The following is a 20,070-nucleotide window of genomic DNA, read 5'->3' on the forward strand; positions in this document are numbered from 1 at the left end:
CGTAAACGTAATGTTAACGCGTATCGGCGAAAAAAGGGGCGCCTGCGCGCCCCCGATATCTTGAGTCCCCCGACCGCTGGATCAGCGGTACAGCACCTGAGGCAGCCACATGCCGATCGCCGGGAACATGTAGAGCAGCACGATGGCCAACACCTGGATGCCCATGAACGGCAGCATGCCCGCGAAGATCTGATTCAGCGTCACGTGTTTCGGTGCCACGCCCTTGAGGTAGAACGCACTCATGGCCACCGGCGGACTCAGGAAGGCGGTCTGCAGGTTCAGCGCCACCAGCAGGCCGAAGAACAGCGGGTCCACACCGAAGTTGTCCAGCAGCGGGATGAAGATGGGCATGAAGATCACGATGATCTCGGTCCACTCCAATGGCCAGCCCAGGATGAAGATGATCACTTGCGACAGGATCAGGAACTCGGTCTTGCTCAGGTTCATGCCCAGGACCCATTCTTCCACCAGCGCCTGCCCGCCCAGCAGCGCAAACGCCGCCGAGAAGATCGCCGATCCCACGAACAGCCAGCACACCATGGCGCTGGTCTTGGCGGTGAGGAACACACTTTCCTTGACCACGCTGAAGGTGAGCTGCCGATAGGCCACGGCCAGCAGGAAGCCGCCCAGCGCACCCACCGCCGCCGCTTCGGTGGGCGTGGCCAGACCAAAGACGATGGAGCCGAGTACCGACAGGATGAGCACCAGCAGCGGGAAGAAGCTGGAGAGCAGCATCTTGAACACCTCGAGCCGGGCGTAGCTCAGGATGCCGTAGAAGAGCGCCAGGGCCAATGCGCCCACGCCGAGGCCGATCCAGAAGCTGGCGGATGCGGGCTTTGTGGTCGCAGCAGCGGTTTCGCTGCCCGCCGGAGCGGGCACTGCGCCCGGTGGCATCGCCCGACCGCCATCGGCACCCGGTGGTTCGGCCACGGCTTCTTCGTCGGCCTCGGCGCCGGGGGGGGCTGCCACGTCGCCATCCGCTGCATCGGCGCCGGGCGGCTCTGCCACGTCGCCTTCGGATTCTTCGCCGGGAGGTTCTGCCAAACCTCCGCTGTCTTCCCCGGTCGGCGGTTCTGCGAGTCCGCCGCTGTCCTCGCTGGTGGGAGGCTCGGCAAGCCCACCCGCATCGGTGGACCTCGGGGCATTGCGGGTGTCGTTCAACGAGGTCAGGCCTTCGTAGGTCTCGACCGGCACCACCCGCGTGGCACTCTGGTAGCTCATGATCGCCACCACGGCAAACAGCAGCGCGGGCATCAGTGCAATGCCGAGTTGCCCAAGCATGTAGCGGGTGGAGGTGTTCTGGTTGTTCTTGCCCTTGAGGCCCTTGATCAGTCCACCGAGGGCCCATGCTTCTCCCGTGGCGCCGATGGCCACGAGCGGAGCCGGAATCGGCACGCGGCGTTGCTCTGCGGTCAGTGGGGGAGCCCAGGCCGGCTTGAGCTTGGCCATGATGACCACGTAGAGGATGTACAGACCGGCGAGCATCAGGCCCGGGAAGAAAGCTCCTGCATAGAGCTGCACCACCGACACGCCGGCGGTGGCGCCGTACACGATCAGCAGCACCGAAGGCGGAATCAGAATGCCCAGGCAGCCGCCAGCCGTGATCGAGCCCGCGGTCAGGCGCACGTCGTAGCCCGCGCGCAGCATCTGCGGCATGGCCAGCAGGCCCATGAGGGTGACCACCGCGCCCACGATGCCGGTCGCCGTGGCGAAGATCGCGCAGGTCACCAGCGTGGCCACCGCCAATGAGCCCGGCACGCGCGAGAGCGCCAGGTGCAGACTGTGGAACAGCTTCTCGATCAGGTTGGCGCGTTCGACGAGGTAGCCCATGAACACGAACAGCGGGATCGAGATGAGCACGTCGTTGCCCATCACCGAGAAGGTGCGTTGCACCATCAGGTCCAGCGTCTGCTGGATCGCACCCCCTGGCGTCTGACCGCCGGAGTGGTAGGCGAAGAAGGCGAACATCATGCCCATGCCCATGAGGGTGAAGGCAGTGGGAAAGCCCAGCATGATGGCCACGACCACCAGCGAGAGCATGAGCAGGCCGTAATGGCCGTTGGTCATGGTCTCGGTGTTGAGCACCATGGTCAGTACGCCGACGAGGATCAGGGCCATCAACCCGAAGCCGAACCAGAGTTCTTTTCGAATCTTCATTTCTGGCCGCCCTTCTGGGGAGCGAGCTGGTCCAGATCGGCGAGGTCAGCGTCTTTCACGTGCACCATTTCCTTGAGTTTTTCGACATCGACTTCTTCCACGTCTTCTTCGCGTGTGGGCCATGTACCCGTCTGCAGGCAGATCACACAGCGGATGATTTCCACGAAGCCTTGCAGCAGCAGCACGGCGCCGGCGATCGGCACCACGAACTTGAAGGGGTAGAGCGGCAGCGGATCGGCGTTGAAGGTCTGTTCGCGGATCGCCAGCGACTCGTTGGCGAAGGTCCACCCGGCCCAGGTCATGGCCACGATGCCGGGGAGGAAGAACACCAGATAGAGCAGCAGGTCGAGGCTGGCCTGCGTGCGTGGGCTGAAAAAGCCGTAGAGCACGTCACCTCGCACGTGGCCGTTCTTGGCCAGTGTGTAGGCGCCAGCGGCCATGAAGAGCAGGCCGTACAACATGATCTGGGCGTCGAGCACCCAGGCGTGGGGGTCGTTCAGGACATAGCGGGAGAACACCTCCCAACTGATGAGCAGCGTGAGGGCCACCACAGACCACGCGCAGGCCTTGCCGAACCAGGTGGAGAAGCGGTCCACCGTCAATAAAAAATTTTGCATGGGGATTCCAAAAACACAAAGGGGCGCCCGCGGCGCCCCTTGTCAACGCCGGCCGATCAACTCTTCTTGGCACCTTTGCCGAAGTAGTGGTTGTAAGCCATCTTGAAGTCGACGGTGTAGTCGTTCTGCCATTGGCCCGCGCGCTGGGCAAACGCCCTCTGCGAGTCCAGCACCTTCTTGAACAGGGCGTTCTCGCCGCCCTTCTTGGCCATGATCTTGTCCCACGATGCGAGCTGGGCGCGCAGCACCGCGTCGGGGGTCTTGTAGAACTTCACGCCCTGCTTCTTCAGTTCGATGTAGTCCTGCGAGTTGCGCTGGATGGCCTTCCAGCTCATGTCGGCGCTGGCGGCCTGCACGCCGTAGTCGATGATGGCCTTCAACTCGGTCGGCAAGGCATCGAGCTTGCTCTTGCTGAACAGGATCTCGAATTGCTCACCGCTCTGGTGGAAGCTCTGCAGCATGCAGTTCTTCACCACGTCGGGGAAGCCCAGCAGCCTGTCGGAGCTGGCGTTGTTGAACTCGGCGCCGTCGATCAGGCCTCGGTCCAGTGCCGGCACGATCTCGCCACCGGGCAGCGGGTTCACGGCAGCGCCCATGTCGGTGTACATGTCGACCGCCAGGCCCACGGTACGGAACTTGGTGCCCTTGACATCAGCCACCTTGGCGATGGGCTTCTTGAACCAGCCGAAGGGCTGGGTGGGCATGGGGCCGTACAGGTAGGACACCACGTCCAGGTTCAGGCTCTTGTAGATCTCGGCCAGCAAGTCCTTGCCACCACCGTAGTTGTGCCAGGCCAGCAGCATGTTCGGGTCCATGCCGAACGAAGGGCCCGAACCCCACAGGGCCAGGGCCGAGTTCTTGCCGTAGTGGTAGGCCACCACGCCATGGCCGCCGTCCAGCGTGCCCTTGGCCACCGCTTCAAGCAACTGGAAGGCCGGCACCACGGCGCCGGCGGGCAGCACTTCGATCTTGAGCTTGCCGCCGGCCATGTCGTTGACCTTCTTGGCAAAGTCCAATGCGTACTCGTGGAAGATGTCCTTGGACGGCCACGTGCTCTGGAAGCGCAGCGATGTGGTTTGTGCAGTGGCGATCATCGGCACCGACATGGCGCCAGCCGCGACGGCCGCGCCTTTGAGCATGCCGCGGCGTGACGTTGCGGTTTTCTGTTCTGACATGGGTTTGTCTCCTTCTGTGTTGAGGGTTTGCGCATCATGCGCCCCGTGCCTTGTTTCATCCGGCAGGGTTTTCACCGACCATGATTCCTTTGGCTGACGCTGCTGCTTTCACAGGTCTTGAATGGCGTACAAAAAGCCACTTGAAAATGCGTCTATCTGATATTTGTGTTCGGCATTTCTGTATTGAAAACCGCTGTGTCAGCCGGGTGGACGTGGTGAGCCAAACCGCAAGGCCCGGCCAGTGGCATGCTATGCATCATGAAACCGATTCAGCTCTTCGATGCCGCTTCCAGCACGTTCACCTACGTGCTGTTCGACCAGATCGCCCGCGACGCTCTCATCATCGACCCGGTGGATGAACAGATCGAACGCGATCTCGCCGTGCTTCGCGAGTACGGCCTGAAACTGGTCTGGACGGTGGAGACCCACGCGCACGCCGATCACATCACCAGCGCCGGCAAGCTGGCCGAACTGGCAGGGGCCAAGACGGCGGCGCCACAGGGTTGCGGCATCGGTACGGCCGGCGTGCAGCTTGCCCACGGCGACACGCTGAGCTTTGGCGGCGAGGTGCTGCGCGCATTGCACACGCCCGGCCACACCGCCGGCAGCATGAGCCTGGTCTGGCGGCACCACGTCTTCACCGGCGACACGCTGCTCATCGGTGGCTGCGGCCGCACCGATTTCCAGTCGGGCAGTGCGAAAGACCTGTACCGCAGCATCACCCAGGTGCTGTTCGATCTGCCGGACGACACCACCGTCTGGCCAGGGCACGACTACCACGGGCGCCAGCACTCCACCATCGGCGCCGAGAAGAAGCACAACGAACGCGTCGCGGGCAAGAGCGAGTCCGAGTTCATCGCCCTGATGGAGTCGCTCAACCTTCCCAGACCCCGGCGCATGGACGAGGCCGTGCCTGCCAACCTCATGTCGGGACAGCGCCACGACGCGGGCGGTGTCTTGTCCATGGAGCCTCGGCCTGCCGCCGGTCCGCACACGGGCAGCTACGCGGGTGACGTGACGCCGCAGCTGGCCTGGCAATGGGTGCAGGCCGGCGTGGCGGTGCTGGTGGACGTGCGCACCGACGCCGAGCGGGAGTGGGTTGGCTTCGTGCCGGGCGCGGTGCCGGTGGCCTGGAAGCAATGGCCCGGGATGGCGATGAACCCCGACTTCGACGCGCAGGTGCGCCAGGCGGCGGGTGGCAAGAAGATCGTGTTGTTGTGCCGCAGTGGCGTGCGCTCGATCGCCGCGGCCAAACGCGCCACCGAGCTCGGCCTGGAGGCCTACAACATCCTGGAGGGATTCGAGGGCGATCCGGATGCGCATGCGCACCGCGGGCAGCAAGGTGGCTGGCGCCACCATGCGCTGCCCTGGCGCCAGAACTGAGCGCTGAAGCGCGTGTCCATGCCTCCGATGGGGCTTGCCGGCCACCGCTGGTCGCGCGAGCTGCCCGAAATTTGAGAAGAATGCCTCACTACCCCTGTCAGGGTTGACAGGGTTCGTGTGTTTTTTCACGAATTTTTTTTTTCAATGGGGTTTTCCATTCCAAAAGGATTGCTCCATGACGTTGTTGGCCTGCTCTCGGGAAAAAGCACCTTCCAGCCCACCGATCTCCGACCATCTGGCGGGGCGCATTCAGCGCGAATTCACCACCCGTTGGGACACACTATGGAGCGGGCGCTCACTGCTGCATGGTCGTGAAGCAGGTCCCGGCGCGGTGCGGCTCAACGGCAACGACTACCTCAGCCTCACCGGCCATTCCGAGATCGTTCAGGCGCAGACGCTGGCGATCAAGACCGACTCCGAGTTCGTCATCCAGTCCGGCGTGTTCCTGCTGGACGAGCATCCAGCGCGCAAGCTCGAGCTCAAACTCGCCCACATGCTCGGTCAGGAAGACGGTCTCATCTGCCAGTCGGGCTATGCGGCCAACCTGGGTCTGCTGCAGTCCATCGCTGACGAGAAGACCGTGATCTACATGGACACGCTGGCCCACACCTCGCTGTGGGAAGGGGCGCGTCGCGCCGGGGCCACCACCCACCCGTTCCGTCACAACGACGCCGAGCACCTGGAGCGGCTGGTGCAGCGCCACGGCGCCGGTGTGATCGTGGTGGATTCGATCTACAGCACCACGGGAGCCGTGTCGCCCCTGGTGCAGGTGGTGGAGGTGGCTGAGCGGTGGGGTTGCATGACCCTGGTGGACGAATCACATTCCCTGGGCACGCATGGCCCGCAGGGCGCGGGCCTGTGCGCAGAGCTCGGCCTGAGTCACCGGGTGCACTTCATCACCGCCAGCCTGGCCAAGGCGTTTGCCGGACGTGCCGGTTTCCTGAGCGTGCCCGCGGCCATGCGCAACTACGTGCTGAGCACCAGCTATCCCAACATGTTCAGCTCCTGCCTGCTGCCGCACGAGATTGCCGCACTCGACGCCACGCTGGACGTGATCCGCCGCAGCGACACCGAGCGCGCGCGCCTGCACGCCCACACGCGCCAGTTGCGCGGCATGCTCAGCGACCTGGGCTACCCGATCCACCAGGGCACCGAACAGATCATCGCCCTGGAGGCTGGCACCGAACCGGCCACCATGGTGCTGCGCGATCTGCTGGAGGAGCGGGATGTGTTTGGCGCCGTGTTCTGCGCGCCCGCCACCAGCCGCAACCGCACCATGGTGCGCCTCACGCTGCACGCGGCGCTCACCGATGCCGAGCTGGACCATGTGGCCACCGTGGCGCGTGAACTGGCGCCCATGGTCAAGCCGTGGGACTGGCCAATTGCGCGGCGCGCCCGCGCGGCCTGCGCTCAGTTGTCCTGAACGATGCGGTGGCCTTCGGCGTCCAGGAAGCGCCGGTAGCCGTAGATGGGATGCGGCAGGTCGGTGGCGTCCAGTGAGAACACCGCCGCCGTGACCAACTTGTCCTCACCCAGGCTGAAGGCCGGCGCGGTGCGCACCGGCCCGTTCAGATTGAGTTGCTGGTGCAACTCCACCGCCGCCAGCTGGTTGCCCGCCTGCACCGCGCGCACCACGTCGAAGCCCAGTCCGGCCGAGCCCGCGAGTTCGGCCAGGTCACCCAGGCTGCCGGTGGGCTCCAGCTGCAGCCAGTGGGCATCGCCCGTGCCGTCGAGGCCGATCAGGCCAAACGGCTCGCCCAACACGGCGTACTCGACCCAGTTCTGAGTGGCGAAAGCCTGCAGGGCCTGCGCGATGGACGGAATCTGCAGCAGCGATTGCTGCGACGGCTGCAGCGCGCCGCGCCACAGGGTGTTCAGGCGGGGGTGCGGCGCGTGCATGAGCTTGCGCAAGACACCCATGAGGTGGCGCGTGATGTCGGTGGTCTGTTTGGGCACGAACTGGTCGATCAGACCGTTGTTGAAGGCCTGGATGGCGATCTGCTCGTCGGCCTGGCCGGTCAGCAGCACGCGTGAACCAGGCCAGTCGAGCAAGGTGTTGAGCACCTTCAGGCCGTCGGTGCCGGGCATCGCGTAGTCGACCACGCATGTCTTCACCAACTGATAGCGTGCCGGGTTCACCGCCCAGTAGCGCAGGATCTGCGGCAGCAGCGGCTGCCCCTGGCGCCAGCGCTCGATCATTTGCAGTTGCAGCATCGCGTCGGCTTCCCACCGCGCCGGCTCCTGCTGCATGCGCTGCGCAAAGCCCGACGGACGAGAAAACAGCTCCACCTGCCAATGCGTCGGAATCACCATACCGAGCATGTCGAGGTAGTCGGTGTCGTCGTCGAGGAACAGGATGCTGCCGGGACGGTGGAATAAAGGGATCGTCAGTGCCATCGGGTCGTCAGCGAGTGGAGGATGAGGTCGCGGGAATCGGGGGCTGGATCGGGAGATCGATCATGAAGACCGCGCCCAGGCCGGGTTCGGAGTGCACGCTGAGATGTCCCTGTGCCGCCTCCACCACGTTCTTGCAGAACGTCAGACCCAGGCCGTTGCCGGCACCTGCCAGCGTGGAGAAGAACGGTTCGAAGATTCTCGTCTGCTGTTCGTGGGCGATGCCGATTCCGTCGTCAGATACTGCAATGCGGCCCTTGCCATGGTGCACACCCACGTCCAGCCGCAAGTCGCCCGGGCTCGGTGCATTGCTGGCCGAGGCCAGCGCGTGCAGTGCGTTCTTCATCAGGTTGGTGAGCACCTGAGAGAACAACTGGCGGGAAGCAACGAAGTGAAAGTCCTGCTGGATGTGCACCTGAACGCAATCGCGCTCCCTGGACGAGCGGTAGGGGTAGTGCAACACCACGTCCTGCACCAGCTCTGCTGCGCGGATCGATGACTTGTCGCGCGGCAGCCGAATCAGTTGTGCATTCGATATCTGGGTATCGATCTGCCGGTTCATGCTGCGCACCAGGTTTTGGAGCCGGGTCGCCAGTTCGTCGAACTTCTTCTGCTTGGCCTCCGGCAAGTCGTGCTGCGACAGGTTGCGCAGCACGTCGCCCATCAGGTGGACCGTGGCCAGCGGTGTGCGCAGCTCGTGCGCCATCACACCCATGGTGCTCAGCGTGTTGATCAGACGCGTGCGGCGCAAGTTGGCGCTGGAGGCCCCCAGCATCACGGCCGCACCCCAGGCGAAGGCCAGCACCACCAGATGATCGGGCCGTGTGGCGGTTTGCGTCAGCGGTATCCCCAGCATCTGGGTGAGCCCCAGGCTGAGCCCTGCGCCCGCGACAACCCCCACTGTGGCCACCCGCCAGTCGGTGAGGTGGTAGTAGATCACCAACATGCAGGAAACGCTGGCCAGCCAGACATCGTTGCCGCCGTTGAGCCAGTACATCCAGGAAAAGAACATCGGCAGCTGCAACCAGCTGGCCAGGGAAAAAATCCAGATCGTGGCCTTGGAGGTGAGGTCTCGATTGACCCTGCCGAAGAGCAGCGGGATGCCCAGACTGGCCATGGCCAGGCGGGTGGGCACGCTCTCATAGGGCTGTGGCAACAGGTCGATCCAGATCCAGCCAAACGCGATATGGCCGAGAATGGTGAACGCGCCCAGGTACTGCAACCGTGCACGGGATGGGTGCAAAATGGGTTCCAGGGGTGCATGGACCACCTCGTCCAGCAACCACCTCCACAGGCGCGCTTTGGCGCTGTGCAACCTCAACCGGTCCAGAGGCAATATGTACTCCTTCGATTGTCGAGCACCCGTTGCCCGCACCGGCTGCCCAAACACGTACCGCATTGTCTGTGCAACAGGCTGTTTCAAACCATGACCTTACCTGTCAACTTTGACAGTGTCAGCCTGGACAGTATCCTGGCCGACTGGGTCTGTGCCCTGCATGACCAGGGTGTTGAGGCCGTCATGGTGCTGGGTCCGGCGCCCACGGGCGGAAGAGACGAGCGTGAAGTGCTGGCGGTGCACCCCCCCCGATTGCTGTCGGCCGCCCAGGCCTTGGCCGACAGCCGCGATTTTGGTGCCAGTTGGCGCGAAAGTGATGCACCCCTGGTGGCCTGGCAGGACATCTCCAAATCGGTCTTTGAACAATCCAGCCGCTGGCGGCGCCTGTGGCTCGCGCACGGTTACCAGACGCTGGTGCGGGTGGCATTCAGCCTGCCCGCCGGTCGCGCCTTTGAGTGCTTCATGTTCAGCCCGCGGGCGTTTGCCGATCGCTCGGAAGCGGCCGCGCTGGCCTGGTCGGCCTTCAACATCTGGCCCATGCTGCGCCGTGCCATCGCTGAAGCGCGCGTGGGCCTGAGCCCGCGCGAGCTGGAAAGCCTGAACATGGCGTTTGAGGGGCTGACGGCGCGCGAAACCGCCGCGCGCATGGATTGCTCCGAGCGCACGGTGAACTACCACCTGGCCAACGCCATGGGCAAGCTCAAGACGGACAACAAGCTGGCGGCCGTGCAACGTGCCTGCTGGATCGGACTTATTTAGCCCCCACGCTCCCCCGCTGCGCGTGGTCCGCTGCCCCCCAAGGGGGCTGGGCCTGCCTTGGGGCGGCCCGGCGGCAGGATCTGTGACCCCCTCGCTCCCCCGCTGCGCGTGGTCCGCTGCCCCCCAAGGGGCTGGGCCTGCCTTGGGGCGGCCCGGCGGCTGGCCCCGTTGCTTCACGCTTCGCCGCTGCGTTCCAATCGATGTTGCAGTGCGCAAACTCCCCCCGGTTTGCGTGGTCATAATCCGCGCATGACTTTCCTGGCCCTGGACGTTGGCAACACCCGCCTGAAATGGGCCTTGTACGAGGAGCCACGTACCGGTGCGCGTCTGATTGCTCAGGGCGCGCAGTTTCTCGAAAACATCGAAACCCTGGCCGAAGGTGATTGGGCCGAACTGGCCGCGCCGCGCTGGGTGTTGGGGTGTGTGGTGGCGGGCGATGCGGTCAAACGCCGGGTTGAAGAACAGCTTGAGCTGTGGGACGTGACCCCGCAGTGGGTGGTCTCCAGCAATGCCGAAGCGGGGGTGACCAACGGCTACGACCACCCGGCGCGGCTCGGGTCGGACCGCTGGGTCGCCATCATCGGCGCGCGCCACCGCCTGGTCTCGCGGGGCCTGGCGCGGCCCTGTGTGGTGGTGATGGTGGGCACCGCAGTGACGGTGGAAGCCATCGACACCGACGGGCGGTTCCTGGGCGGCATCATCCTGCCCGGCCACGGCATCATGCTGCGCGCGCTCGAGTCCGGCACGGCCGGCCTGCACGTGCCCACCGGCGAGGTGCGCGACTTTCCCACCAACACCAGCGATGCGCTCACCAGCGGCGGCACCTTCGCCATTGCCGGCGCGGTGCAGCGCATGGTGGACAACCTGCGCCGCCATTGCGGCGACGAGCCGGTGTGTTTCATGACCGGCGGCGCCGGCTGGAAGATGGCCCCCAGCATGGCCCTGCAGGTCGAGCTGGTGGAGGGCCTGATCTTTGACGGCCTGCTGGAGATGGCCTCGCGCCGACTGGCGCTGGCTTGAAACAGGAAGCGCTTCAGGCTTTGCTTTCGCCCCACGGGAGCATCAGGGTGAGCGTCAGAAGTCGCCGGAACTCTGGCTCGAACTCGTTGATGATCCGCTGCGGCTCGGGACACAAGGTGGTGTCGGCGATCACGCCGAACTGCACGCCACCGCCGTAGCTCAGGATCGACACCCCCAGGCCCACCGTGCCGGTCTGCGGTACCCAGAACATGGTCTGCTCCAGCGTGGAGCCACAGACCTTGAGCTTGGTGGCCGGGCCAGGCACGTTGGTCATCACCGCCGTGGTCTTGCGCCCGAACAGGCTCAGCAGGGCGTCCTGCGCCGGTTTGATCAGCAGGCCGGCCACCGACAGCAGCCCGAAGGTCAGCAGTGGCTGCAGGCTGCCCTTGAGGTCGTTCATGCGCGAGCGCACGGTGAACACACGTTCGACCGGATTGGTGCAACCGATGGGCAGCACCAGCGGCACCAGGCCAAAACGGTTGCCGAGTTTCCAGGCGTCTTCCATCGAGCGCAGGTTGATCGGCACCATGGCGCGGATCTCCTGACCGGTGGGGTCGTCGCCCAGGCTTCGCAGGTAGGCACCGATGGCACCGGCCACACAACCCAGCAGCACGTCGTTGACCGAACAGTTCAACGCCTTGCCGATGGCCTTGACCTCGTCGAGCGGGATGGGTTCGCACCAGGCCACGCGTTTGGTGTTGCCCGGTTGCCCCTTGAGTCGGGTGGGCGAGTCGTCGGGCATCAGCGCCAGCGAGGCGAGGTCGCTGGCCAGCTGGCCGCCCATGCGCGCCAGGTCCACCGCCTGGCTCAGCGTGTCGCTCAGGCTTTGCTGTGGTGCGGCGAGCATGGAGAACGACTTGGCGGCGCCGCCGCCAGCCGCCTCCAGCGCCTTGGCCGTGAGGTCGCCGAACGGCCGGATCAGCGTGTCGGCCAGCCAGTCTTCGGCGCCGTCCAGGCCGGGTCTGGTGGTCTTTCGGTCCTTGCGTTGCGGCGGTGCACCGCCGCCGTCGACCAGGCTCATCATCACGCTGATGAGCGCAATGCCGTCGGCGATGCAGTGGTGGATGCGCGCGACCAGGGCCGAGCCGCCGCCGTATTGTTCGATGAGCTCGAAGCGCCAGAGCGGGTGATCGTGGTCCAGCGGCTGCATGGCGAGTTCGGCCACGCGGGCCTGCAAGGCATCCTGTTCGCTTTGTGCGCCGGTTCGCGAGAGCTGGTGCGTGACCACATGCCGATCGAGGCGGAAGTCGGCGTCGGCTATCCATTGCGCACCCGTGGCGTCTTCGCGCGCCAGCTGCACGAACCGGCGGTAGGGCAGCAGACGCTCGCGCACCCGTTCGTTCAGGGCCTCGATGGTGATGCCCGGCTCGAGGATCCAGACGCCCACGATCATCATGAGATTGGATGGTGAATCCATGCGCAGCCAGGCTGTGTCGACCTTGCTCATGCGCTCTCCTTCGAGCCCGAGCGTGGTGGACAGCGCCTGCTTCACCGCCGGCAGCACGCCAGCCGCGGCGCCGTTGATGGCGCTCGGGCGGCGAGTGGCAGGGCGACTGGCGCGCACCGCCGGAGTGCCGCTGCGGGCGGCAACGCGTTGAACCATGGATGCTCCTCGGGTGGCTGTGCGGGTCTTGGGTTGTGGCTCTATTGTGCAGACGCCGCCAACCGTAAGATAGCGGGAGAGCCCTTAGCCCGCAGCGTGCCTGCCGGGCCATTCATTTCAACAACAGGAGCATTCATGGCCGATCTCAAGTCCCGATTCGAAGCCGCGGTGGCGAATTCCAAGAACCTGAGCGAGCGTCCGGACAACGCCACGTTGCTGAAGATCTACGCGCTGTACAAGCAGGCCACGGAAGGTGATGTGGAAGGCAAGAAGCCCGGTTTTGGCGACATGGTCGGTCGCGCCAAGTGGGATGCGTGGAACGGTTTCAAGGGCATCGGAAAGGATGACGCGATGCAGCAGTACATCGACCTCATCCAGAGCCTGAGCTGATCCTCAGCCGGCCTTCTTCTTTTTGGCGGCGGGCTTCTTCGCCGCCAGCAGTTCGTCGAGGTTCTTGACGATCTCGCTCTCGATGCGGTCCTTGAAAGCGCCCAGCAGGAAGCCCAGGCGCGCATCGAGCTCAAACTTTTCCGCCGACACCTTGAGCGTGCCACTCACGCCCGAGCGGGTGAACTGCACTTCGTCGCAGTCGTCACCTTCTTCATAGGTGCAACTCATGTCGAAGTCGTTCTCGGCCTGTTCCGCCCAGCGCCAGGCGAGCTTGCGCGCAGCGCCCATGCCGAGTTGGTGATCGCGTTCGATGTGGATGTCGGCCATGGGTGTCTCGCGTGTTGTTGTCAGGGGCGGTCGTGGAGGATGGTCGCGAAGGCGGTGGGTGCCAGCTCTCGCAGGGCGGCCTGACGCTCTTCTTTCGGGCGATGGGCCAGCGCGCGCACCGCATCATAAAACCGCGCGAAATTGCGACCCTCGCGCTCGAACAGGGCTTCAAACGCGGGCACCCAGTCGTCGTAGGCCGCCTGCGCCGCAAAGCTGGCGTTGTTGGCCTGCGCCACAAAGGGGTCGTAACCGGCATACCCGTTCCAGCCAGCTTTCAGGCGCTCGTACTGCTGCCGGAAATCGCTCATGGCCGCGGCTTTGCGTTGCAGCTTGGTGTCCTCCGGCAGGACGGCATCTTCATAGATGGCCTTGAGGCGATCGCGGGTCGAGCGGGTGAGGGCGCGGAAGGCGCGGCGGCGGTTGTCGAAGGTGGCGTAGTCGGCGCGGGCCTGGTTGGTTGACCGGTTGAGCCACCGGGCACCGCCAAGCCGCTCCACCGTGGTGGCGAACGACTCGTTGAACGCGGTGTCGTTCTGCACATAGACAACCTGGTGCGAGAGCTCGTGGAAGATGATGCGCGCGAGCTCGCCCTCCGGGTATGTGATGAAGGTGTTGAGCAGCGGGTCGCCACCGGCCCAGTTCATCCAGCCCAGGGTGGAGTAGGCCTGAACCGGGTAAACCGCCACCTCCAGCGCCTCGTCCAGGCTGTCGGCGAAAGCCCGTGCGTCCGACTCCAGAAAGTAGCCGCGGTAGCCCACGCAACCCGCCACCGGAAAGCACCAGGTTTCAAGTGTGAGCGAGAGCGCGGGCGCAGCCACCACGTTGTAAACAGCGGCGCGCCGCTGCAGGTCTGCGTAGCGGTGGTAGCTGGCGTTGTCGGGCAGGGCGAGTTCACTCACCGCGAACTGGCGGATGCGCCGGGCCTTCTCCAGCCGTTCCTTGAGCCAGAACGGCGTGGTTTCGTCCGCCAGCCAGTCGTCGACCGGGCGCGCGGCCTGCATCAGCTTCAGGTGTCCGCCGACCGACTGCCAGTAGTAGCCCACGCCGGTCGTGTTGCTCGCGCAGCCGGCGCTCAGCATGGCCACGAATGCGAGTGCCGGCAACTGCTTCACGGCGACCTCAGGGCACGCTGGCCACTTCGACCAGACAGTCGTAGAACACCGGCCCACGACCCATGTCGGTGAGTTGCTGGCTGGTGACCTCGTTCACGTTGGTGCCCGCTGGCCCGAGCTTGCGCCACCAGATGCCCAGGCCGTTGACGACGCCGGGCCGCGCCCGCGTCGACACCTTGGCCTTGCAGCGGTATTCGCCGCGGTCGTTGAACACGCGCACCAGGTGGCCGGTCTCGATGCCGCGCACGGCAGCATCGTCGGCGTGGATTTCCAGCAGCGGTTCGCCTTCGATGTCGCGCAGGCTCTGCACGTTGACGAAGCTGGAGTTGAGGAAGTTGCGCGCCGGTGGCGAGATCATGGCCAGCGGGTAGGCGGCCGATGAACCTTGCAGTTCGTGGTTGGGCAGATGATCGGGCAGGCCGTCCCTGCCCTGTGCGGCCAGGCGCGCACTGAAGAATTCGCAACGGCCTGAGGGCGTGGGGAAGCCGCCATTGGCATACGGGGCTTCGGGCACCGACAGGGTGGTGAAACCCTGGTCGAGCAGTTGCTGGAAATCCACCGCGTTGCCAAACGCCGTGCGGCACAGGGTCTCGTCGTCGTCCTGAAAACACGGATCGTCAAAGCCCATGCGCGCGGCCAGCGCGCGGAAGATGTCGGTGTTGGTGCGGGCCTCGCCCACCGGGGCGATGGCCGGGCGGTTGAGCAGCACGTCGGTGTGACCGTAGCTGGTGTGGATGTCCCAGTGCTCCAGCTGCGTGGTGGCCGGCAGGATGATGTCGGCGTGGTCGGCGGTGTCGGTTTTGAAATGCTCCAGCACCACGGTGAACAGGTCCTGGCGCAGGAAACCCTGCACCACCTTGCCCGATTCGGGCGCCACCGCCACCGGGTTGCTGTTGTAGACGACGAGCGCTTCAATCTTCGGGCCGAAGCCGGCCGAACCTTCGTTGAGCAGATCGTTGCCGATGGTGCTCATGTTGATGGTGCGCGGGCTTCTGCCGGCCAGCAGGTCGGGCCGGTGCAGGGCCGCGCGGTCCACCGGGAACTGGCCCGAGCTGGAGAGCAGCAGGCCGCCCGCGGGCTCTCGCCAGGCGCCCACCAGCGCGGGCAGGCAGGCGATGGCGCGCACCGCGTTGCCGCCGCCACGCACGCGCTGCATGCCGTAGTTCAGGCGGATTGCCGCCGGCTTCGTGGTGCCGTAGGCGCGCGCCAGATCGGTGATCTGCTGCACCGGGATGCCGCAGACTTGCGCGGCGCGCTCGGGCGCCCATTGCAGCGCGCGCTCGCGCAGGCCTTCCCAGCCCAGCGTGTGCTGCTCGATGTAGTCGTGGTCCAGCCAGTCGTGCGTGATGAGCTGGTGCATGAGCGCGAGCGCCAACGCCGCATCGGTGCCCGGGCGCAGGGCGATGTGTTCGTGGCACTTCTCAGCCGTCTCTGAACGACGCGGATCGATGCAGACCAGCCGCGCGCCGTCGCGCTTGGCTTGCTGGGCCAGCCGCCAGAAATGCAGGTTGCTGCCGATGGAGTTGCTGCCCCAGATCAGGATCAACTTCGATGCCGCAAAGTGCTCCACCTTCATGCCGACCTTGCCGCCCAGCGTCTGCACCAGCGCCTCGCCGCCGGCGGATGCACAAATGGTGCGTTCCAGAAACGAGGCGCCGAGCCGGTGGAAAAAGCGCGCGGCCATGCCTTCACCCTGCACCTGCCCCATGGTGCCGGCGTAGCTGTACGGCAGAACGGCCTGCGGGTCTCGCGCGGCAATGGTTTTCAGGCGGTCGGCAATCGTGTCCAATGCGTCGTCCCAGCTCACGCGTTCGAACTGCCCGCTGCCCTTGGGGCCGGTGCGTTTGAGCGGGTGCAGCAGGCGCTCGGGGTGGTAGGTGCGCTCGGTGTAGCGCGACACCTTGGTACACAGCACGCCGTCGGTGTGTCGGTGGTCGGCGTTGCCCTGCACCCGCACGGCCACGCCACCCTCCACCGTGGTGACCAGGGAGCAGGTGTCGGGGCAATCGTGGGGACAGGCACCGCGGATCGTGAGCGCAGTCGTGTTCATCGGATGGGTGTTGCCAAAAGGAGTCGGGACGTGGGGATGGCAGGGCGCTTGCTTTACCCTGCTCGGTGTTCAAATCAGCATATCAGGAGTATCCGCATGCAGCGTCGTGAAGCCCTATCCCAAGTGTGCAAGCTGGTTGGCTCGGGGGCCCTGGCTTCCTGGGGCGCCTCCGCCAGCGCGCAGAGCGCCGCATTGACCGACACCCGCATCGTCCTGGGGCAGTCCGCGCCTTTCACTGGCGCGGCCGTGCAACTGGGCTTGCAGTTCCATCTGGGCGCACAGGCCTACTTCGACACGGTCAACGCCAAGGGCGGCGTCCATGGCCGCACGATCGAGATCAAGCGGCTGGACGACGGCTACGAGCCCGAGCGCTGCGCCGCCAACACCCGCCAGCTCATCGCCGACGACGTGTTCGCCCTGTTTGGCTACATCGGCACGCCCACCAGCCTGGCCGCCCTGCCGCTGGCCACCACCGCCAAGGTGCCGTTCTTCGCGCCGTTCACCGGCGCGCAGGCGTTGCGCGAACCGTTCAACCGCTACGCCATCCATGTGCGCGCCTCCTACTTTGACGAGACGGCCGCCATTGTTCGCCAGATCACCTCCACCGGCATCAAGAAGATCGCGGTCTTCTACCAGAACGACGCCTACGGCAAGACCGGTCTGGACGGCGTCACGCGGGCCCTGACGGCCATGACCATCGAGCCGGTGGCCCTGGGCACGGTGGAGCGCAACACGATCGAAGTGGCGCAGGCGGTGAAGGACATCATGGCCCAGAAGCCCGAGGCCATCGTGCAGATCGGAGCGTACAAGGCGGTGGCCACGTTTGTGCGGCAGGCCCGCCGTGCAGGGTTCAACGGCAACTTCTACAACGTCTCGTTCGTGGGGACCCAGGCCCTCATCGACGAGCTCGGCGCCGAGGCGCGCGGCGTGTCCGTGAGCCAGGTGATGCCTTTCCCCTACACGCCGGCCACGCTGCTCTCGGGTGAGTACCTGGCGGCCATCAAGGAGAAGCGGGGCGTCGAGCCCAACTACTCGGGCATGGAAGGTTTTGTCGCCGCCAAGGTGTTCACCGAAGGTGTGCGTCGCGCGGGGAGGGCGCTCACGCGTGAGGGCTTCATCAACGCCGTGCAGGGCATGCAGAACGTGAATCTGGGCGGGTTCCCGTTGGACTTCGGACCGGCGAAACACACCGGATCCCGGTTTGTTGAACTCACGCTGCTGACCGAAGACGGTCGCATTCGCCGGTAGGCGGGCTTGTCTCGCGCTCGCGTGGTGATCGCTTGATCGTCACCGACCAGGTCAAGTGGCCCGCCTGTTGATGGGGGTGTCTCCTGCGCAGCCTCGGCGCATGCAGGTCTTCGATACCATGACCGTTTTGTTTTCGACGCCCTTGTCACGGCGCGCAAAGATCCCCATGAAACTCATCGACTCCATCCTCACGCAGGCCGCCAGCATTGCGGCCGTGCGCCGCGACCTCCACGCCCACCCCGAACTCTGTTTCAAGGAGGTGCGCACCGCCGATGTGGTGGCGGACAAGCTCACCGAATGGGGCATTCCCGTGCACCGCGGCATGGGCACCACCGGGGTGGTGGGCATCGTGCACGGGCGCGACGGTGGCAAGAGCGGTCGGGCCATCGGCCTGCGCGCCGACATGGACGCCCTGCCCATGCAGGAGCACAACACCTTTGCCCACGCCAGCCAGCACGCCGGCAAGATGCACGCCTGCGGTCACGACGGCCACACCGCCATGCTGCTGGGCGCGGCACAGCACTTTGCCAGGCACCGCAATTTCGACGGCACGGTCTACCTGATCTTCCAGCCGGCCGAAGAAGGCGGTGGCGGCGCCCGCGAGATGATCAAGGACGGCCTGTTCGAGCAATTCCCGGTGGAGTCGGTGTTCGGCATGCACAACTGGCCCGGCATGGCGGTGGGCACGTTCGCCGCGAGCGCGGGCCCGGTCATGGCGTCGAGCAACGAATTCCACATCACGATCCGCGGCAAGGGTTCGCACGCCGCGCTCCCCCACAACGGCATCGACCCGGTGCCGGTGGCTTGCCAGATGGTGATGGCCTTCCAGACCATCATCTCGCGCAACAAGAAGCCGGTGGACGCCGGCGTGATCTCGGTCACCATGATCCACACCGGCGAGGCCACCAACGTGGTGCCCGACAGCTGCGAGATCCAGGGCACCGTGCGCACCTTCACCTACGAGGTGCTCGACATGATCGAGCGCCGCATGCAGGAGATCGCCGAGCACACCAGCGCGGCCTTCGGCGCCACGGTCGAGTTCCAGTTCAAGCGCAACTACCCGCCCACCATCAACCACGCCGCCGAGACCGCGTTCGCGCGCGAGGTCATGGCCGACATCGTGGGCGCCGATCGTGTGGTGGAGCAGGAGCCCACCATGGGCGCTGAAGATTTCGCCTACATGCTGCAGGCGCGCCCGGGCTGCTACGCCTTCATTGCCAACGGCGACGGCGCGCACCGCGAGATGGGCCACGGCGGTGGTCCCTGCATGCTGCACAACCCGAGCTACGACTTCAACGACGACCTGATTCCGCTGGGCGCCACCTACTGGGTGCAGCTGGCCGAAAAGTGGTTGAGCCGCCCGCGTCCGGGGGCGGCTGCTTGATCGCACCGGCCGACGCGTTCTCCCCGTCGTACGCCCGCGCCCGCGTGCGGTTTCTGGAGGCGGCTGCCAGCGCGGGCATGGCCATCACCAGCCACAACCATCCCTTGCCGGGCCGCGACGGTGAGGTGCTGGCGATGGACGTGGCGCTCGATGGCGACCCGTCCGCAGAACGTTTGCTGATCGTCAGCAGTGCCTGCCACGGGGTCGAGGGCTACTGCGGTTCGGGGGTGCAGGTGTTCGCCGCGCACGACGCCGAGTGGCGCCAGCACGCTCGCGACGCGGGGGTGGCGGTGCTCTACATCCACGCCCTCAACCCGCACGGTTTTTCGTGGGTGCGCCGCGTGACGCACGAGAACGTCGACCTGAACCGCAACTTCCAGGACTTCAGCCAACCGCTGCCGGCCAACCCGGCTTACGCCGAACTGCACGAGTTGCTGTTGCCCGCGCAGTGGCCCCCGGGGCCGGACAATGCCGCGGCCATCGGGGCCTACATCCAGGCCCACGGCCTGACCCGCTTTCAGGCCGCCGTGTCTCAGGGGCAGCATGCGTTTGCCGATGGCCTGTTTTATGGCGGTGTGGATGCCACCTGGAGCAACCGCACCTTGCGCGACGTGCTTCGCCGCCACGCCAGAGAAGCCCGCCACCTCGCGTGGATCGACCTGCACACCGGGCTGGGCGAGAGCGGGCTGGGCGAGCGCATCTGCGCCTGCCGCGACGATGCGGTGGCGCTGGAGCGTGCCCGAGCCTGGTGGGGTGGTGATGGCCAGACACCGGTGACTTCCATCTACGACGGATCGTCGACGTCGGCCCTCTTGACCGGCTTGATGTGGAGTGCTGCCTATGAGGAGTGCCCGCAGGCGCAGTACACCGGCATCGCGATGGAGTACGGCACGGTGCCGATCGAAGAGGTGATCGACGCGCTGCGGGGGGACCACTGGCTGCACCTGCATCCCGAAGCGCCCGAGGCCTTGCGAGCTGCGATCAAGGCTCGGGTGCTGGCGGCGTTTTATGTGGATACGGATGAGTGGAAGGCGCGGGTTGTTGTGCAGGCTCGGCAGGCTTTGTTTCAGGCTGTCTCTGGGCTTTCTTCTTCTTCTTTGTCGTGATGTTTTTTC

General features: G+C 65.5%; 17 protein-coding genes and 1 pseudogene. 9 read left to right on the forward strand and 9 right to left on the reverse strand.

What is annotated here, in order from left to right; genetic code table 11:
• Positions 1-81 precede the first annotated feature (81 nt).
• From V6M63_RS11050 to V6M63_RS11060, 3 genes are read right to left on the reverse strand one after another with little or no spacing between them, the layout of a single operon-like run.
• On the reverse strand, positions 82-2,157 hold the full coding sequence (locus V6M63_RS11050) for a TRAP transporter large permease (protein ID WP_332741735.1): 2,076 nt from the start codon (positions 2,155-2,157) through the stop codon (positions 82-84).
• Entirely contained in the window at positions 2,154-2,774 is a 621-nt protein-coding gene (locus V6M63_RS11055) for a TRAP transporter small permease subunit (protein ID WP_332741736.1), read from the reverse strand. Before V6M63_RS11055 ends, V6M63_RS11050 begins: the two co-directional genes overlap by 4 nt.
• A 56-nt stretch (positions 2,775-2,830) precedes the next feature.
• A complete protein-coding gene (locus tag V6M63_RS11060) occupies positions 2,831-3,949 on the reverse strand; it encodes a TRAP transporter substrate-binding protein (protein ID WP_332741738.1) in 1,119 nt (372 codons plus the stop codon).
• A gap of 258 nt (positions 3,950-4,207) precedes the next feature.
• Here V6M63_RS11060 and V6M63_RS11065 point away from each other — a divergent pair.
• From V6M63_RS11065 to cqsA, 3 genes and pseudogenes are all read left to right on the forward strand, one after another.
• Positions 4,208-4,708, forward strand: a pseudogene (locus V6M63_RS11065) (MBL fold metallo-hydrolase); the annotation flags it as partial.
• A 204-nt stretch (positions 4,709-4,912) separates the two neighbouring features.
• Positions 4,913-5,332 carry a rhodanese-like domain-containing protein gene (locus V6M63_RS11070; protein ID WP_332741913.1) on the forward strand — a complete coding sequence of 140 codons (420 nt, stop codon included), beginning with the start codon at positions 4,913-4,915 and terminating at the stop codon, positions 5,330-5,332.
• 175 nt (positions 5,333-5,507) lie between these two features.
• The gene (gene cqsA, locus V6M63_RS11075; RefSeq protein WP_332741739.1) at positions 5,508-6,755 is read left to right on the forward strand and encodes an alpha-hydroxyketone-type quorum-sensing autoinducer synthase; all 1,248 of its coding nucleotides are present in this window, start codon (positions 5,508-5,510) and stop codon (positions 6,753-6,755) included.
• Here the strand turns inward: cqsA and V6M63_RS11080 are convergent.
• Positions 6,743-7,729, reverse strand: a complete 987-nt coding sequence (locus V6M63_RS11080) for a response regulator (RefSeq protein WP_332741741.1) — start codon at positions 7,727-7,729, stop codon at positions 6,743-6,745. The genes cqsA and V6M63_RS11080 overlap by 13 nt on opposite strands.
• A gap of 7 nt (positions 7,730-7,736) precedes the next feature.
• The gene (locus V6M63_RS11085) at positions 7,737-8,969 is read right to left on the reverse strand and encodes a sensor histidine kinase (RefSeq protein WP_332741743.1); all 1,233 of its coding nucleotides are present in this window, start codon (positions 8,967-8,969) and stop codon (positions 7,737-7,739) included.
• A 183-nt stretch (positions 8,970-9,152) separates the two neighbouring features.
• Here V6M63_RS11085 and V6M63_RS11090 point away from each other — a divergent pair, with 183 nt between their 5' ends.
• Positions 9,153-9,821 carry a helix-turn-helix transcriptional regulator gene (locus V6M63_RS11090; RefSeq protein WP_056270410.1) on the forward strand — a complete coding sequence of 223 codons (669 nt, stop codon included), beginning with the start codon at positions 9,153-9,155 and terminating at the stop codon, positions 9,819-9,821.
• A 249-nt stretch (positions 9,822-10,070) separates the two neighbouring features.
• Complete coding sequence (locus V6M63_RS11095; protein WP_332741748.1) at positions 10,071-10,841, forward strand: type III pantothenate kinase; 771 nt, start codon at positions 10,071-10,073, stop codon at positions 10,839-10,841.
• 13 nt (positions 10,842-10,854) lie between these two features.
• Here the strand turns inward: V6M63_RS11095 and V6M63_RS11100 are convergent, their stop codons facing one another.
• Positions 10,855-12,444 carry a wax ester/triacylglycerol synthase family O-acyltransferase gene (locus V6M63_RS11100; RefSeq protein ID WP_442909575.1) on the reverse strand — a complete coding sequence of 530 codons (1,590 nt, stop codon included), beginning with the start codon at positions 12,442-12,444 and terminating at the stop codon, positions 10,855-10,857.
• 135 nt (positions 12,445-12,579) lie between these two features.
• Between V6M63_RS11100 and V6M63_RS11105 the strand changes: the two genes are divergently transcribed.
• Positions 12,580-12,834, forward strand: coding sequence for an acyl-CoA-binding protein (locus tag V6M63_RS11105; RefSeq protein WP_332741750.1), 255 nt, complete (start codon positions 12,580-12,582; stop codon positions 12,832-12,834).
• A gap of 3 nt (positions 12,835-12,837) precedes the next feature.
• On the opposite strand, the gene V6M63_RS11110 is transcribed toward V6M63_RS11105, so the two are convergent.
• The 3 genes from V6M63_RS11110 to V6M63_RS11120 are packed head-to-tail and all read right to left on the reverse strand — an operon-like array spanning position 12,838 to position 16,323.
• Entirely contained in the window at positions 12,838-13,161 is a 324-nt protein-coding gene (locus tag V6M63_RS11110) for a polyhydroxyalkanoic acid system family protein (RefSeq protein ID WP_332741752.1), read from the reverse strand.
• A 20-nt stretch (positions 13,162-13,181) separates the two neighbouring features.
• Complete coding sequence (locus V6M63_RS11115) at positions 13,182-14,240, reverse strand: aminopeptidase (RefSeq protein WP_332741917.1); 1,059 nt, start codon at positions 14,238-14,240, stop codon at positions 13,182-13,184.
• Between the two features lie 40 nt (positions 14,241-14,280).
• The gene (locus V6M63_RS11120) at positions 14,281-16,323 is read right to left on the reverse strand and encodes a molybdopterin-containing oxidoreductase family protein (protein WP_332741754.1); all 2,043 of its coding nucleotides are present in this window, start codon (positions 16,321-16,323) and stop codon (positions 14,281-14,283) included.
• A 96-nt stretch (positions 16,324-16,419) separates the two neighbouring features.
• Here V6M63_RS11120 and V6M63_RS11125 point away from each other — a divergent pair, with 96 nt between their 5' ends.
• The 3 genes from V6M63_RS11125 (at position 16,420) to V6M63_RS11135 (ending at position 20,061) form a co-directional block, all read left to right on the forward strand.
• Entirely contained in the window at positions 16,420-17,571 is a 1,152-nt protein-coding gene (locus V6M63_RS11125; RefSeq protein WP_332741756.1) for an ABC transporter substrate-binding protein, read from the forward strand.
• A gap of 166 nt (positions 17,572-17,737) precedes the next feature.
• Positions 17,738-18,955: a M20 aminoacylase family protein gene (locus tag V6M63_RS11130; RefSeq protein WP_332741758.1), complete on the forward strand. Its 1,218-nt coding sequence runs from the start codon at positions 17,738-17,740 to the stop codon at positions 18,953-18,955.
• Positions 18,952-20,061 (forward strand): M14 family metallopeptidase, encoded by a 1,110-nt coding sequence (locus V6M63_RS11135; protein ID WP_332741760.1) that lies wholly within the window; start codon positions 18,952-18,954, stop codon positions 20,059-20,061. Before V6M63_RS11130 ends, V6M63_RS11135 begins: the two co-directional genes overlap by 4 nt.
• Positions 20,062-20,070: the final 9 nt, after the last annotated feature.

This window comes from Hydrogenophaga sp., from assembly GCF_036675665.1.
Taxonomy (GTDB): Bacteria; Pseudomonadota; Gammaproteobacteria; order Burkholderiales; family Burkholderiaceae_C; genus Hydrogenophaga.

Bases quoted from the DNA above. Each gene is read 5' to 3' on its own strand.
- V6M63_RS11050 (WP_332741735.1), bottom strand. From the start codon at position 2,157: ATGAAGATTCGAAAAGAACTCTGGTTCGGCTTCGGGTTGATGGCCCTG.
- V6M63_RS11055 (WP_332741736.1), bottom strand. From the start codon at position 2,774: ATGCAAAATTTTTTATTGACGGTGGACCGCTTCTCCACCTGGTTCGGC.
- V6M63_RS11060 (WP_332741738.1), bottom strand. From the start codon at position 3,949: ATGTCAGAACAGAAAACCGCAACGTCACGCCGCGGCATGCTCAAAGGC.
- V6M63_RS11070 (WP_332741913.1), top strand. From the start codon at position 4,913: ATGGAGCCTCGGCCTGCCGCCGGTCCGCACACGGGCAGCTACGCGGGT.
- cqsA (WP_332741739.1), top strand. From the start codon at position 5,508: ATGACGTTGTTGGCCTGCTCTCGGGAAAAAGCACCTTCCAGCCCACCG.
- V6M63_RS11080 (WP_332741741.1), bottom strand. From the start codon at position 7,729: ATGGCACTGACGATCCCTTTATTCCACCGTCCCGGCAGCATCCTGTTC.
- V6M63_RS11090 (WP_056270410.1), top strand. From the start codon at position 9,153: ATGACCTTACCTGTCAACTTTGACAGTGTCAGCCTGGACAGTATCCTG.
- V6M63_RS11095 (WP_332741748.1), top strand. From the start codon at position 10,071: ATGACTTTCCTGGCCCTGGACGTTGGCAACACCCGCCTGAAATGGGCC.
- V6M63_RS11100 (WP_442909575.1), bottom strand. From the start codon at position 12,444: ATGGTTCAACGCGTTGCCGCCCGCAGCGGCACTCCGGCGGTGCGCGCC.
- V6M63_RS11105 (WP_332741750.1), top strand. From the start codon at position 12,580: ATGGCCGATCTCAAGTCCCGATTCGAAGCCGCGGTGGCGAATTCCAAG.
- V6M63_RS11110 (WP_332741752.1), bottom strand. From the start codon at position 13,161: ATGGCCGACATCCACATCGAACGCGATCACCAACTCGGCATGGGCGCT.
- V6M63_RS11115 (WP_332741917.1), bottom strand. From the start codon at position 14,240: ATGCTGAGCGCCGGCTGCGCGAGCAACACGACCGGCGTGGGCTACTAC.
- V6M63_RS11120 (WP_332741754.1), bottom strand. From the start codon at position 16,323: ATGAACACGACTGCGCTCACGATCCGCGGTGCCTGTCCCCACGATTGC.
- V6M63_RS11125 (WP_332741756.1), top strand. From the start codon at position 16,420: ATGCAGCGTCGTGAAGCCCTATCCCAAGTGTGCAAGCTGGTTGGCTCG.
- V6M63_RS11130 (WP_332741758.1), top strand. From the start codon at position 17,738: ATGAAACTCATCGACTCCATCCTCACGCAGGCCGCCAGCATTGCGGCC.